Consider the following 13,848-nt stretch of genomic DNA (forward strand, 5'->3'; position numbering starts at 1 on the left):
GGATGATCCTGCCCACTGCCTGGGCGACCGTCTCGGGCCTGGCCCTCGCCTCCGCCTTCGCCCCGCTGGACTGGTGGTGGGCGGCGGCGATGGGCGTGGCCGGGCTCGGCGTCATTGCGCGCGGGCGGACGTGGGGGAGGAGCGCCTGGCTCGGCTTCGTCGTCGGACTGGCCTTCTTCGCCCCCCTTCTCCACTTCACGGTGCCCGCCATGGGCAACGCCCTGGGCTGGGTGGCGCTGACGATCACCGAGGCCTCCTACCTCGCGCTGCTCGGCGCCGCCTGGTCCTGGGTGAGCAGGCTCGGGCCGCTCGACGACGGGCACGGAGAGGACGGCGGGACCATCTGGCGCGGCACCGCCGCCCGGGTGGCCGCCCTCGCAGCACTGTGGGCCGCCGTCGAGGAACTGAGGTCCTCCTGGCCCTGGGGAGGCTTCCCCTTCGGGCGCCTCGCCTTCGCCATGGCCGACTCTCCACTCCTGCCCCTGGCCTCCATCGGAGGCGTCACCGGGCTCGGCCTGCTCGTCGCGCTTATCGGCGCCCTCCTGGCCGAGGCCGCCCGCGCCCTGCGCCACGGCGCCGGCCTGGGGGCGCTGACCGCCCTCATCGCCGCGGGGGCCGCCGCCGTCGCGCCGCTGGCCATCCACATGCCCTCCCAGGCCGAGTCCGGCGCCCTGCGGCTGGCCGCCGTCCAGGGCAGCGTCGCCGACGCGCAGGACTCCTACGCCCGCGCCCTGGAGGTCACCGGCAGGCACGCCGATGAGACCACCCGCCTCGCGGGCGAGATCGCCCCGGAGGCCGTCGACGCCGTCGTCTGGCCGGAGAACGCCGCCGACCTCGACCCGCGCGACCATTACGCGTCCGCGCGGCGCATCGACCGGGCCGCCCGGGCCATCGGCGCCCCGATCCTCGTCGGAGCGGTCAAGTACGAGGACGACGCGCGCTACAACGACCTCCTCCTGTGGTCCCCGATCACGGGAGCGGGCCCGTACTACCGCAAGCACCGTCCCGTGCCCTTCGCCGAGTACGTTCCCCTGCGCTCCTGGATCAGGAGGCTGACCACTCAGGTGGACCGCATCGGCGTCGACATGCTCCCCGGGACCGGCCCGACCACACTCGCCGTGCCATCGGCCTCCCAGGGGCGGGACGTGCCACTGGCCATCGGCATCTGCTTCGAGGTCGCCTACGACGATCTCCTGCGCGACGGCGTGCAGCGGGGAGGCGAGGCGATCATGATCCCCACGAACAACGCCAATTTCATCGGCACCTCGGAGATCGGCCAGCAGATCGCCCAGGGCCGGGTGCAGGCCGTCGCCCACGGCCGCGCCGTCCTCCAGGTCTCCACCACCGGCACCACCGCCGTCATCAGCCCGCGGGGTGTCATCGAGCAGGAGCTCCCCGACAATGAGCAGTCCTCGCTCGTAGCGGAGCTTCCGCTGCGGACTACGCTGACCATCGCCGACCGGCTGGGATACTGGCCCGCGCGTCTGGCGCTGATCGCTGGGGCGCTGCTCGCTATCACCGGTATGGTGTCCGCTGGACGACGGCACTGGGCCGCTCACGCCCCGCGTGGCGGATACCGGAAGCGACATCGCGCGTCAGGCTCGGTGCCCGGCACCGGGCGGTCATCGACCACACGGAGGAAGCGGACATGAAAGCACTCGTCGTCACCCCCACCTACAACGAGATCGAGTCATTGCCCGTGGCCCTGGACCGGGTGCGCGAGCACGCCCCGGCCGTCGACATCCTCGTCGTGGACGACAACTCCCCGGACGGCACCGGCGACCTCGCCGATGGTCGCGCCGCCGCGGACGAGCAGATCCACGTCCTGCACCGTACCGAGAAGAACGGCCTCGGCCCCGCCTACCTCGCCGGGTTCTCCTGGGGACTGGGCGCCGGCTACGAGCTGCTTGTCGAGATGGACGCCGATGGCTCCCACCGCGCCGAGGACCTCGCCCTGCTCATCCAGCGCGCCGAGATGGCCGATGCCCCGGACCTCGTCATCGGCTCGCGCTGGGTGGCCGGGGGAGCCACCGAGGGGTGGGACGCCAAGCGCGTGGCCCTGTCCCGCGCGGGCAACCTCTACATCAACGCCATGCTCGGCCTGCGCGTCAAGGACGCCACCGCCGGCTTCCGGGTCTACCGGGCCGACTTGCTGCGCCGCATGGACCTATCGGCGATCGAAGCCCTCGGCTACGGCTTCCAGGTCAATATGACCAAGCTTGTCGACGAGGCTGGCGGGCGCATCGTCGAGATGCCCATCACCTTCCTGGAGCGCGAGGCCGGCCAATCCAAGCTCAGCGGCGGTATCTTCACCGAGGAGCTCGCCCTCGTGACCCGCTGGGGCGCCGCCAAGCGGGGCGCGCAGCTCACCGGTCTCGTCTCCTCCGCCACCAAGCGCCTGCAGGGAAAGTAACACCAGTTGTGCGAGCGCCGACCGATCATTCCAGGATGGCGCTGGAGCACCAATCCCCGTGATTTAAGAACTGTGGCGAGATGAAGTATAGTTGACGCCTTTAAAATTGCTCAAATTTATAACTTGACCTCTTTCGATCCTCTGGGTATGTTCGATGCGGATGGCAAGGTCGCCTTCCCTTTGGAGGAGATGTTGAAGTGCCCACTCTCAGTGATCTCATCCAACCCGACGCCATTCAGCTCCAGATCCAGGCCAGTGACTGGCGAGCAGCGGTCTCTGCCGCGGGGAGTGCGCTTGTTGGCGCTGGCGCCTGCGGACCCAGTTACGCCCAGGCCATGCTGAAAACCGTGGAGGAGCACGGCCCGTATATCGTTATCGCTCCGGGCTTCGCTCTGCCCCATGCCCGGCCCGACGATTCAGTGACTCGCACAGCGATGTCGGTCGTGCGACTAGCCGAGCCCATTGCCTTCGGCAACGAGGACAATGACCCTGTGCGGCTGGTGATGGGGCTTGTGGCTGTCGATGACGATGCACACCGCGGCGCCCTGGTTGAACTTGCTGGACTGCTGGCCGATCCGCGGCGACGTGACCAGTTGATGGCCGCCGACACCCCGGAGGCGGTCCTTGGCGCGCTCGGGCCTGCAGAGCCTGAAGATCCTGCTCCTGCGCGAGCTCCAACTGTTTCCCCTGCCGCCTCTAGCGCGGTGGTGCCAGCCGACGCCGTGGCCTCTAAAGGCCTGGTCCTCACGGTGTGCGGCAACGGGCTGGGCACCAGCCTGTTTCTCAAGAACACCTTGGAGAAGGTCCTGGAGCAGTGGGGCTGGGCGCCCTACCTAAAGGTGGAGGCCACTGATACTATCTCCGCTAAAGGGCGCACCAAGGAGGCCGATGTTGTCATGACCTCCGCTGCTATTGCTCAGACCTTGGGTGATCTTGGGGTTCCCGTTGAGGTCATTACTGATTTTACGTCCACCTCGGAGATCGACGCGGCGCTGCGTCGAATCTATGCTGTCTAAAATTAAGGGGGGAAATGTCTGTCGTCCTTGCTGTTGCGCAGTTCCTGGTCAACGAGATCCTCAGCGTCCCAGCCTTCCTTATCGGCTTGATCACTGCTTCCGGGTTGATTGCGCTGCGGCGCGGCACTGGGCAGGTGCTCGGCGGCGCGATCAAGGCGGTTCTGGGCTTCCTGCTGGTCAGTGCGGGTGCCGGGCTGGTCGCTACGTCACTTGCGCCGCTGGGAACCATGATCCAGGGTGCGCTAGGCGCCCATGGGGTAGTTCCCACTAATGAGGCGATCGCCGGCATCGCGCAGGAGATGTACGGCGCTCAGGTGTCCTGGGTTATGATCTTAGGTTTTGTTGTCGCCCTGCTGTTGGCCCGCTTCACCCCGCTGCGCTACGTATTCCTCACCGGGCACCACCTGCTATTCATGGCCACACTTATTACTATCGTCATGGCCTCGGCCGGGATGAAGTCCCCCGTGGTGGTGGGTTTAGGGGCGCTGCTTCTAGGGGTCCTCATGGTGTCACTACCTGCGCTGGTACATCCATGGACCCGGCGGGTGACGGGTGACGACTCCATCGCCATCGGGCACTTTGGCACCCTGGGGTATCTGGCCGCCGGCATGACTGGGCGTCTAGTCGACCCTAAGGGTCGTTCTCGCTCCACCGAGGACCTCAAAGTCCCGGAATCACTGCGCTTCCTGCGTGACTCGATGGTGGCGACCGCCCTATCGATGGTGCTGATGTACCTGGTGCTCGCTGTGGTTTACCTGGTGCAGCGGGGATCGGCCACCGCATTCACCGCCTTCTCAGTCGAAGCGACAAATGTCGGAAACTACCTCATGCAGGCCGTCACTCAAGGTCTCCAGTTCGGTATCGCCGTCGCTGTCATCCTGTTCGGAGTCCGCACCATCCTTGGTGAGCTTGTTCCCGCCTTCCAGGGTATCGCCAAGGCCGTTGTGCCCGGGGCTATCCCCGCGCTGGACGCGCCGATCGTCTTCCCTTACGCGCAAAATGCTGTGCTCATCGGCTTCATCGCTTCATTCTTGGGCGGACTGGTCGGCTTGCTGCTGTTGGGAACCTGGCTGGGGCCCGCGTTCGGTTTGCCTCTGGTCTTGCCGGGTTTGGTTCCACATTTTTTCACCGGCGGCGCGGCTGGCGTCTATGGCAATGCCGCCGGTGGTCGCCGCGGCGCTATAGCGGGGGCATTCATCAACGGCCTGATGGTCACCTTCCTGCCGGCATTTCTCCTGGGCGTGCTCGGCAGTCTAGCGTCAGCCAACACCACATTCGGTGACACTGACTTCGGGTGGTTCGGGCTGCTAATTGGCTACGGAGCAAAACTCGGGGACGCTGCGGGGAGTATCGTGCTGCTGGCTATCGGACTGGCTATCTTCCTCGCTGCCATCGTAGTTCAGCGACGTCTGGTTGATCGCGGTTGGGATCCAGCCCCCGCACGGGAGCGCGTCTCTGAGGATCCGGGAGAGCCGGCCCATTCAGCATCGGCCACCTCACCGGGGCGAGGCTATCCGCGCGTGCTGCCACCAGCCGGAGCACCCGCGCCCCCGGCGGCGCTTGAGGCCAGTTGAGGTGACGGGCGTCGTCGCACGCGCCGGGCAGAGGGCTGGGCGATCGCAGTGCGCGGCTAGTGGCGAGACCTGGAGCGGGTGACGGGAATCGAACTCGCGCTGTCAGCTGGGGAATCGGTGATAGGCGCACTTACGACAGGCGCGGCTGGGGCGGCTCCTCATGGGAGCCTCCCGGCCGCGCCTGGTCTCTTCGGGGCCTTGCTTTGAGGGCGCTCAGAAGCGCTCGCGATAGATCTCGCCGGTGCGCAGCATCTCCAGGCGCTCGTCGAGGAGGACCTTCAGCTCGTCCATCTCCCGGCGCTCCAGGAGCATGTCCCAGTGCGTGCGGGGGGCCTTCTTGGGCTCATCGGACTCCGGCTCGTCCTCCTCGCCGCGGCGCACCGCGGGAAGACCGCACTCGGGGCACTCCCAGGTCTGGGGGACCTCCGCCTCCATCGCCATGGGGACCACCGTGACATGCGCCTCGGGGCACTCGTAGGTGATCTCCTGCCGCTGGACGAACTCGACGCCCTCCTCGGACTCCATCGACTTCGCTCCGATGGTCATGCCTCGCAGTGCGCGGTCTGCCATGCCTGTGCCTCCTGGGTGCGGTGAATCGGGGCGCCGTCCCGCCCGATCACCGCGCGGGTGAGGGGCCAAGGGGCGGCCGACGCCGTGAACCTCAACACGGGGAGGGCCGGGAGTGTTCCCGGACCGCGTCGGGCCGCCCACATCATAGCGTTCGCGGGCGCGCGGCCCCTTCACGTGAGATGCTGCGGTCATACCCTGAACGAATGGCTGGAGGAGGCCCTGATGTCCGACGCCATGACAGCCCCGCAGTCCGTGGCGCGCGGATCGCGGGCGCGCCTGAGGCTCTGGCCCGGGCGCCGCGCCGAGCCACTGGGCCTGTGCCTCGTGGTCCCCGGCCTCGGCTACACGGCTTCCATGCCGCTGCTGTTCTGGCCGGCGACCGCCTTGACCGAGGCCGGGTGGGCGGTGGTGGCCCTGGAATGGGACGAGCCGCCGAGCAGCCTGGAGGAGCTGGAGAGCCAGGCCCACTGGACGCGATCCGCGTCCAAGCGCATGACCGGCCGGGAGTCGCCGATGCTGATCGTCGGCAAGTCCTTGGGCACTCGACTGGCACCCTGGGCGGAGCGTGAGGCGATCCCTGCGGCCTGGCTCACCCCCGTGCTCGACGACGAGGCGGTCCTCACCACCCTCGAGCTCGGCAAGGCGCCCGCGCTCGTCGCCGGCGGGACCGCGGATCCGGTGTGGCGCGGTGGTCCCCGCCCCCGGATGGACCTGGAGGTCCTGGAGTTCCCCCAGGCGGATCACTCCCTGCTCATCGCGGGTGACTGGCAGCGCTCCATGCGGATCCAGAACCGCATCACCTCGCGCGTCCTCGACCTGGCCGCCAGGGTCGTCGCGCGGGGCTAGCGGCCATCACCGCAGTAGTCGGCCAGGTGGCGGCCGGTCAGGGTGGCGCGGGAGGCCACGAGATCGGCCGGTGGCCCCTCGAAGACGACACGGCCGCCATCGTGCCCCGCGCCGGGGCCCATATCGATGATCCAGTCGGCATGAGCCATGACGGCCTGGTGATGCTCGATGACGACGACAGTCCGCCCCGCTTCGACGAGCCGGTCGAGCAGCCCCAGCATCGCCTCCACATCGGCCGGGTGCAGACCGACGGTCGGCTCATCCAGCACGATGACGTCCCCCTCCTGGCCCAGGTGGACGGCGAGCTTGAGGCGCTGGCGCTCCCCGCCGGAGAGCGTGCTGAGCGCCTGCCCGAGCCTCACGTAATCCAGGCCGCAATCCGCCAGCCGGTCCAGGATCCGCTGCGCCGCGGGCAGATGAGCCTCGCCGTCGCCGAAGAACTCCCGCGCAGCGCCGACGCTCAGGTCCAGGACATCCGCGATCGACAGGCCGCCGAGGGTGAAGGCCAGGACCTCCTCGTTGAAGCGCCTCCCAGCGCACGCCTCGCAGCGCGACTCGACGGTCTCCATGAATCCCAACTGCGTCTCGATGATCCCCGAGCCGCCGCACACGGGGCAGGCTCCCTCAGAGTTCGCCGAGAAGTGCGCCGGCTTGGCCCCCGCCGCCTTGTTCTCCTTGGCGAAGGCCTTGCGGATGGGATCGAGGAGCCCGGTGAAGGTCGCGGGGTTGGAGCGGCGCGAGCCCCTGATGGGGGACTGGTCGAGGGTGACGACGCCGTCCATGGGGGACAGGTGGCCGTGGACGAGGCTGGACTTGCCCGAGCCGGCCACGCCCGTCACCACGGTGAGCACGCCGCGCGGGATATCCACATCCACGCCGCGCAGGTTGTTCGTTCTGGCACCGCGAATCTCAATAGTGCCGGCGCCCCGGCGCGGGGAGTCCTTGAGCCGCGCCCGGTCGGCCAGGTGGCGGCCGGTGAGGGTGCCGGAGCGCCGCAGTCCGTCAACCGGGCCCTCGAAGCAGACACGCCCGCCGGCATCGCCCGCGCCGGGACCGAGGTCGACGACGTGGTCGGCGATGGCGATCGTCTCGGGCTCGTGCTCGACGACGAGCACCGTGTTGCCCTTGTCCCTCAGGTCCTCCAGCAGAGCGTTCATCCGGTGGATGTCATGTGGGTGGAGCCCGATGCTGGGCTCGTCGAAGACGTAGGTGACGTCGGTGAGGGCCGAGCCGAGGTGGCGCACGAGCTTGGTGCGCTGGGCCTCGCCGCCCGAGAGCGTGGAGGCGGGCCGGTCCAGGGACAAGTATCCCAGGCCGATGCCGACGAAGGCATCCAGGCTCTCGCGCAGCGATGCGAGCAGGGCAGCGGCGCCTGTCAGGCCGTCAATGCGGGGCAGTGGCGCTGGGTTCGAGGCACCGCCGTCGTCGGCTCCCGTGGCGGCGCGCTCGAGGCGGGCGACCCAGTCGGCGAGGTCGGAGATCTGCATGGCGCAGGCGTCGGCGATGGATCGGCCGTCGATGAGGCAGGTCCGGGCGGGCTCGGCCAGGCGCGTTCCGTCGCAATCCGGGCAGATCCCGAACACGACGGCGCGCTCGACGAAGGCCCGAATATGCGGCTGCAGGGCCTCTGGCTCCTTGGAGAGCATGGACTTGCGGATCCTGGGCACCAGGCCCTCGTAGGTGATGTTGACCCGACCGACTTCGATCCTGGTCGGCTCCTTGTAGAGGAAGTCGTCGAGCTGTTTCGGCGTGAAGGTGGAGATCGGCTTGTCGGCGGGGTAGAAACCGGACTCGGCGAAGGCCCGCGCGGACCATCCGCCAGCGGTGTAGCCGGGGACGGTGATGGCGCCGTCGTTCAATGAGCGAGTTCCGTCGTAGAGCTCGGACAACCTTATGTCAGAAATGCGTCCGAGGCCCTCGCAGCGCGGGCACATCCCGCCGATGACGCTGAAGTGCTTGCGCTCGACGACCTTGCGCCCACCGCGCTGGGTCGTAACCGCGCCGCCGCCGGTCACGGAGGGCACGTTGAAGGCGAAGGCCTGGGGGCCACCGATATGGGGAGCGCCGAGGCGCGCGTACAGGACGCGGAGCATCGCGCCGACGTCGCTGGCGGTACCCAGCGTGGAGCGCGGGTTGGAGCCCATGCGCTCCTGGTCGACGATGATCGCGGGGGTCAGTCCCTCTAAGCGGTCGACGTCGGGGCACGCGGCAGATGGCATGAAGCCCTGGATGAAGGCCGGGTAGGTCTCGTTGATGAGCCTGCGCGACTCAGCGGCGATCGTGGACAACACGAGCGAGGACTTGCCCGAGCCCGAGACGCCCGTGAACACCGTCAGGCGCCGCTTGGGGATCGTCAGGCTGATGCCGTCGAGGTTGTTCTCGCGCGCGCCGATGACGACGATCGCGTCGTGGTGGTCCGGCGACTCGTGCGCGGGTACTGGCGCCGCGTGGCCGTCGGGCTGGTTCTCGCTCCGCATTCCACCGATCATGCCAGAAGCCGGGAGTGCACCGGCGCTCGCGAGGCGATGGCCGGCGCGGTCATGAAGGAAGCCGATGGGCGCAGCCCTGTCCATTATCCACCGATAATGGACATTATGTCATTTCGTGTCGACGAGAGGCTCCTCCGCTGTCGTCATGTCGAGCACCAGCCGACGGGCTCGGAAGGTCGCCATCATGATCGTCGTGCCCACGACGACGCCGAAGGCTCCCAGCGGCCACAGCACGAGCGCGGCCGCTCCGCGCCCGAGAATGATCGCGAGCAGCCCGACGCACGCCAGGATGCCTCCCGCGCCTATGCCCGTGCGCCACACGGGCGCCAGGAGGCTGCGACTCCGCGGATGCGGGACGCCTTCGGCGAACGCGCCCGGGCGATCGCCGAACCGGTCGCGAGGCGCCTCGATCGGCGCCCCCGACTCGTCAATGTAGATCGTCCCCGACGTCCCTGTCCCAGTCTCAGCGGACCTGCTTCCGGCCATGATCGGATCCTGGGTCTGCGACCTGCGTCGAAGCCCTGAGCAACCTGTGAGGAGGCTGGTAGCGATCCGCTCCGACGCAGAAATGACATAAGCGCCTCCGAGCCCGTGCTCCGTCCTCGTGACGCCAACGCGCCCACCCGGTCGTGCTTGGTAGCACGCCGTCGTGCACATCCCCATCGACCTGCGCGGCCGCGGCCATCGGCCTACGCTCTAGCCATGACGTCACCAGACCCGCCCGCAGGACCCGACGGCCCAACGGTCCCCCGGCTGACACCTCACCCCACCGCCGTCTTCCTCGGGGACTCCGTCGTTACGGGGTGGAACTCGGTCAGCCACCCCCGCAACCGCTTCTCGTCGCTGGTCTGCGAGCACCTGCGCTGGCGAGAGGCGAGCCTGGCGGCCGATGGCATCGGCTTCTTCTGCCGGCGCGGTGGGAAGCTGCCCGGGGGCGGCCGCTCCCCCTCATGCCGGGACACCACCTGGTTGGAGACGGTCCTGCGCGCTGAGCCCGACGTCGTCACCATCTGCCTCGGGCTCAACGACGCCGCGCTCCTGCCTTCCCAGCGGGACCTCGTGGAGGAGGCCATCGAGCACGACTTCGCCTTCCTGGTTGAGCGCCTTCCGGGCGTCCCCACGATCGTCGCTCCCTACTTCCCCGCCCTCGGCATCGGCCCGCGCTTCGGCATCATCCACCGGCTCGTCCACGACCACGCCACCCGCCTCGGCCTGGCCTCGACCGACGCCATGAGCACCGCGATCGACGGCAACGAGAACAAGCTCGCGATCGACGGGATCCACCCCAACGACGCCGGTCACGCGGCCATTGCCCGTGCCATGATCGCCATCTACCGCGAGATGGTCCCCGACCTGGTCCCCACTCCCCCGCCCTCCGGCGCGCTGTCGAGCGGCGCCCCGCTGTAGCAGTCCGGTGCGCGCGGGCATAGGCTTGCCCGCGGTTTCCGTCCAGACGTCAAGACATAGGAGTTGCTGTGCCTCAGCGCCGAGAGCCGACGCTCGCCGATGTCGCCGAGCTCGCGGGCGTCTCGCTGACCACCGTGTCACGAGTGATCAACAACCGCGGTTACCTCAGCGAGGCGGCCAAGGAGCGGGTCAGCGCCGCCATCGCGGAGCTCAACTACCGGCCGAACCAGGCCGCCCGCGTCCTGCACGGCATGGCCACCCGGAGCATCGGCGTCATCGTCCCGACGGTGGCCCTTCCCTTCTTCGGTGAGCTCGCCGCGCAGCTCGAGATCGCATTGGCGGAGCACGGCTACCGCATCCTGGTGTGCAACTCCCAGGGCCGCGCCGAGCGCGAGCGGGAGTATCTCGACCTGCTCGTCTCGCATCGTGTGGACGGCATCATCTCGTCGGCTCACAACGAGGACCTCGCCGATTACGGCACGGTCCGCATGCCGTTGGTCATGATCGACCGCGACCTCTTCCCTGCCATCCCCAACATCCGCTGCGACAATGTCCGAGGAGGCGCTCTCGCCACCGAACACCTCCTCCAGCGAGGGTCGCGCCACCCGCTGCTGCTCACCTCGCGCACGGGCAGGCGCAACGGCCGTGAGGCCGGCTATCGGTCCACGCTGGCCCTGGCCGACATCGAGGCCCAGATCGTGGCCGTCGACTTCAATACTCCCGAGCCGGAGCGGACCCAGCGCATCAACGATGAGCTGACCAGCCGCCTCGGTGGTTTCGACGCCGTCTTCGCCACTGATGACCTCACCGCGGCCGGCGTTGTGGAGTGGGCCCGATCGGCGGGGCTGGGCGTCCCCGAGGACCTGCGAGTCATCGGATTCGACGGCACGCGGGCGATCCGCCAGGCGATGCCGGGACTGACCACCATCCGGCAGCCCATCGCCGAGCTCTCGCGTCGCGCCGTCGCCGAGTTGCTGGCCCAGATCGCGGCGATCCATGACGGCGTTGAACTGCGCGCGCTGGAGATCGCTCCGATCGAGCTCCCGGTTGAGCTCGTCATTGGCCGGACCACCTGAGCCACGCGTCCTCATCAGCGCTGCGGACCGGTCTCGTCGCTGTTTTCGACCGGTCTCGGTGGAAAAAGGGGTCGGGCCCACCGCGGGAATGCGATGGGCCCGACCCTCTCTGGAGATGCCCTGGGCTTCTCAGTCGTGGTTGACGCTGAACAGCGCGTCGCCGCGCGAGGCGTCGTGGGTCCCGGCCTCGGAGATGCCGGAGAACTTGTCGCCATTGGACACGACGATCGGCGTGACGATCTGGTACCCGGCCGCCTTGACCGCGTCCCAGTCGACCTCCACCAGCGGCGTGCCGCGGCGGATGACGTCGCCCTGGTGGACCTTCGGGCTGAAGTGCTTGCCGTCGAGCTGGACGGTGTCCATGCCGACGTGGATGAGCACCTCCACGCCGCTGGCGGCGCGGATGCCGTAGGCGTGGCCTGACGGGAAGGCCACGATGACCTCACCATCGACCGGGGAGACCACCGGGCCCGCCGACGGGATAACCGCCAGGCCCGGGCCGAGCAGCCCCTGGGAGAAGACGGCGTCGTCCACCTCGGACAGCGGAACCACGCGCCCCTCGATGGGCGAGGTGACGGAGAAGTCCTCAGCGGCCTCAGCGGGGAGCTCGACCTTGACCGCCTCATGGGGCTGGCCCTTGGCGGTGTGCTCGTGGATGGCCTCAGCCTCAGCCTCGGCCTCATCCTCGACGTCGCCATCGGCCAGGGAGGCGGCTCCCTTGGCGGTGCGGGAGTAGAAGTAGGCGCCGCTGAAGGCGATCACCGCGACAAGGACCTCGAGAGCGAGGTAGGCCGGAATGTGCTTGGGGACCATGGACACGAAGCCCACGAATCCCGCGGCGCCGAGCGCCTGGCTGCGCACGTTGAACAAGGACACCAGAGCGGCGCCGATGGCCGCCGATCCCATGCCGATGAAGAACGGCCAGCGCAGGCGCAGGTTGACACCGAAGATCGCGGGCTCGGTGATGCCGAGGAGCGCGGAGACGCCACCGGCGCCAGCCAGGCCCTTCATCTTGGCATCCTTGGTGCGCAGGAAGACTGCGATAGCGACGGCGCCCTGGGCGACGTTGGCCATGGAGGCGATCGGGAAGATGAAGGAGCCGCCGGTGTTGGCGATGTCGGAGATCAGTGGGATCTCCACTGCCGGGAAGGACTGGTGCAGGCCGGTGACGACGATCGGCGAGTAGACGAGACCGAACAGCGCGCCGCCCAGGGGGCCGAGCGTGTTGTACGTCCAGTCCAGGCCGTCGGTGATCCAGATGGAGAGCTGGCGCGTGATCGGGCCGACGACGACGAAGGTGAGGAAGCCGGTGCCGAGCAGCGTGATGAGCGGGGTGAGGAGGAAGTCGGCCGTGCCGGACAGGCGCTTGTGCAACTGCTTCTCGATGACCGACATGAGGTAGGCGACGCAGATGATCGGGATGACCATCGCCTGATAGCCGATCTTCTGGACCTCCAAGCCGAACAGTTGCCAGCTGGGATTCGCCCCCGTGAACTCCCAGAACTTCGCGGCCGCCTCGGGGTTGCTCATGTCATAGGCGCTCAGCAGGGAGCTGGAGACCATGGCGGCGCCCATGGCCCCGCCGAGGTAGATGTTGCCGCCGAAGCGCTTGGCCGCCGAGAATCCCACGAGCACGGGGAGGAATGCGAAGGCCGCTGAGGAGATGAGGTTGATGAGGTCGGCATAGTCGGCCAGCCAGGTCCACCGGTCCTTGAGCGACATCTTGCCGAAGAGGCCCTCGGCCGTCAGGACGTTGTTGATGGCCATCATGAGACCGCCGGCGATGAGGGCGGGCAGGATCGGGACGAAGATGTCCGCGATCATCTTGATGAACCGCGAGGCGAGGTTGCCGGACTGGGCGGCTACCTGCTTGGCCTCATCCTTCGAGACCTCCTTGACCCCGCCGGTCGCGATCATGCGATCGAAGACGTGGTCCACATCGCCGGGGCCGACGATGATCTGGTACATGCCGCCGGCGATGAAGGTCCCCTTGATATCGGGGTCCTTGTCGAGGGCCTTCTGATCGACCTTGCCCAAGTCCGCAAGGACAAGTCGCAGGCGGGTCGCGCAGTGCGCGGCCGCCGTGATGTTCTCCGCGCCGCCGACGTAGGTCAGGACGTCGGTCGCCACCCGGGCGTGATCCATTGCCACCCGGTGCCTCCTCTCAGTGGTCGGCACTGCCAGGCGCCATCCTCCCCGTCACCGGGCGCGGCGAGCCGCGAGATGGGGATCGTGGGGGTGGGATGCGGCGCCACGGGGTCATCGATGATCCCCTGGCAGGGCCTGTGTTAAACGTGAGTCACACTACCGTTACGCGCCCGTCCGGGCAAGGCCGGTCTGAGTGCCGGGCGATGCGACTGCCGACGCGACCGACCCGCGCCGATCCGCCGAGTCCCCGATCGTCGCGTCCGCGCCTGATTCTGCCCGCCACTTTGCCCGTTCCCCGGTGGGGCTTCG

Annotated in this window: 11 protein-coding genes; 7 read left to right on the plus strand and 4 right to left on the minus strand. The window is 68.3% G+C overall.

Annotated features, from left to right (window positions below):
- Positions 1-2 precede the first annotated feature (2 nt).
- From lnt to B6G06_RS04505, 4 genes are all read left to right on the plus strand, one after another.
- A complete protein-coding gene (lnt, locus tag B6G06_RS04490) occupies positions 3-1,652 on the plus strand; it encodes an apolipoprotein N-acyltransferase (RefSeq protein WP_081171165.1) in 1,650 nt (549 codons plus the stop codon).
- Positions 1,649-2,413, plus strand: a complete 765-nt coding sequence (locus B6G06_RS04495) for a polyprenol monophosphomannose synthase (RefSeq protein ID WP_081171167.1) — start codon at positions 1,649-1,651, stop codon at positions 2,411-2,413. Before lnt ends, B6G06_RS04495 begins: the two co-directional genes overlap by 4 nt.
- A 197-nt stretch (positions 2,414-2,610) precedes the next feature.
- The gene (locus B6G06_RS04500) at positions 2,611-3,429 is read left to right on the plus strand and encodes a PTS sugar transporter subunit IIAB (protein WP_081171170.1); all 819 of its coding nucleotides are present in this window, start codon (positions 2,611-2,613) and stop codon (positions 3,427-3,429) included.
- A gap of 14 nt (positions 3,430-3,443) precedes the next feature.
- On the plus strand, positions 3,444-5,003 hold the full coding sequence (locus tag B6G06_RS04505; protein ID WP_080462630.1) for a PTS ascorbate transporter subunit IIC: 1,560 nt from the start codon (positions 3,444-3,446) through the stop codon (positions 5,001-5,003).
- A gap of 213 nt (positions 5,004-5,216) precedes the next feature.
- On the opposite strand, the gene B6G06_RS04510 is transcribed toward B6G06_RS04505, so the two are convergent.
- Positions 5,217-5,573 (minus strand): RNA polymerase-binding protein RbpA, encoded by a 357-nt coding sequence (locus tag B6G06_RS04510; protein WP_080462631.1) that lies wholly within the window; start codon positions 5,571-5,573, stop codon positions 5,217-5,219.
- Between the two features lie 222 nt (positions 5,574-5,795).
- On the opposite strand from B6G06_RS04510, the gene B6G06_RS04515 reads away from it, so the two are divergent.
- Positions 5,796-6,419, plus strand: coding sequence for a hypothetical protein (locus tag B6G06_RS04515; RefSeq protein WP_081171172.1), 624 nt, complete (start codon positions 5,796-5,798; stop codon positions 6,417-6,419).
- On the opposite strand, the gene B6G06_RS04520 is transcribed toward B6G06_RS04515, so the two are convergent.
- Together B6G06_RS04520 and B6G06_RS04525 are read right to left on the minus strand one after the other, a co-directional pair.
- Positions 6,416-8,896, minus strand: a complete 2,481-nt coding sequence (locus B6G06_RS04520; protein WP_081171174.1) for an ATP-binding cassette domain-containing protein — start codon at positions 8,894-8,896, stop codon at positions 6,416-6,418. The two genes, B6G06_RS04515 and B6G06_RS04520, sit on opposite strands and share 4 nt — an antisense overlap.
- A 120-nt stretch (positions 8,897-9,016) precedes the next feature.
- Positions 9,017-9,394, minus strand: coding sequence for a hypothetical protein (locus B6G06_RS04525; protein ID WP_081171176.1), 378 nt, complete (start codon positions 9,392-9,394; stop codon positions 9,017-9,019).
- A 216-nt stretch (positions 9,395-9,610) separates the two neighbouring features.
- On the opposite strand from B6G06_RS04525, the gene B6G06_RS04530 reads away from it, so the two are divergent.
- Both B6G06_RS04530 and B6G06_RS04535 read left to right on the plus strand, forming a co-directional pair.
- Positions 9,611-10,315 (plus strand): SGNH/GDSL hydrolase family protein, encoded by a 705-nt coding sequence (locus B6G06_RS04530; RefSeq protein WP_081171178.1) that lies wholly within the window; start codon positions 9,611-9,613, stop codon positions 10,313-10,315.
- A gap of 68 nt (positions 10,316-10,383) precedes the next feature.
- Positions 10,384-11,391, plus strand: a complete 1,008-nt coding sequence (locus tag B6G06_RS04535; protein ID WP_081171180.1) for a LacI family DNA-binding transcriptional regulator — start codon at positions 10,384-10,386, stop codon at positions 11,389-11,391.
- Positions 11,392-11,520: 129 nt separating this feature from the next.
- Here B6G06_RS04535 and B6G06_RS04540 read toward each other — a convergent pair whose 3' ends face one another.
- The gene (locus B6G06_RS04540; protein ID WP_205635479.1) at positions 11,521-13,536 is read right to left on the minus strand and encodes a sucrose-specific PTS transporter subunit IIBC; all 2,016 of its coding nucleotides are present in this window, start codon (positions 13,534-13,536) and stop codon (positions 11,521-11,523) included.
- Positions 13,537-13,848: the final 312 nt, after the last annotated feature.

The organism is Actinomyces gaoshouyii (assembly GCF_002076915.1).
Classification (GTDB): domain Bacteria; phylum Actinomycetota; class Actinomycetes; order Actinomycetales; family Actinomycetaceae; genus Actinomyces; species Actinomyces gaoshouyii.

Coding starts and splice junctions, on each gene's coding strand:
- lnt (WP_081171165.1), top strand. CDS start 3: ATGATCCTGCCCACTGCCTGGGCGACCGTCTCGGGCCTGGCCCTCGCC.
- B6G06_RS04495 (WP_081171167.1), top strand. CDS start 1,649: ATGAAAGCACTCGTCGTCACCCCCACCTACAACGAGATCGAGTCATTG.
- B6G06_RS04505 (WP_080462630.1), top strand. CDS start 3,444: ATGTCTGTCGTCCTTGCTGTTGCGCAGTTCCTGGTCAACGAGATCCTC.
- B6G06_RS04510 (WP_080462631.1), bottom strand. CDS start 5,573: ATGGCAGACCGCGCACTGCGAGGCATGACCATCGGAGCGAAGTCGATG.
- B6G06_RS04515 (WP_081171172.1), top strand. CDS start 5,796: ATGTCCGACGCCATGACAGCCCCGCAGTCCGTGGCGCGCGGATCGCGG.
- B6G06_RS04520 (WP_081171174.1), bottom strand. CDS start 8,896: ATGCGGAGCGAGAACCAGCCCGACGGCCACGCGGCGCCAGTACCCGCG.
- B6G06_RS04525 (WP_081171176.1), bottom strand. CDS start 9,394: ATGGCCGGAAGCAGGTCCGCTGAGACTGGGACAGGGACGTCGGGGACG.
- B6G06_RS04530 (WP_081171178.1), top strand. CDS start 9,611: ATGACGTCACCAGACCCGCCCGCAGGACCCGACGGCCCAACGGTCCCC.
- B6G06_RS04540 (WP_205635479.1), bottom strand. CDS start 13,536: ATGGATCACGCCCGGGTGGCGACCGACGTCCTGACCTACGTCGGCGGC.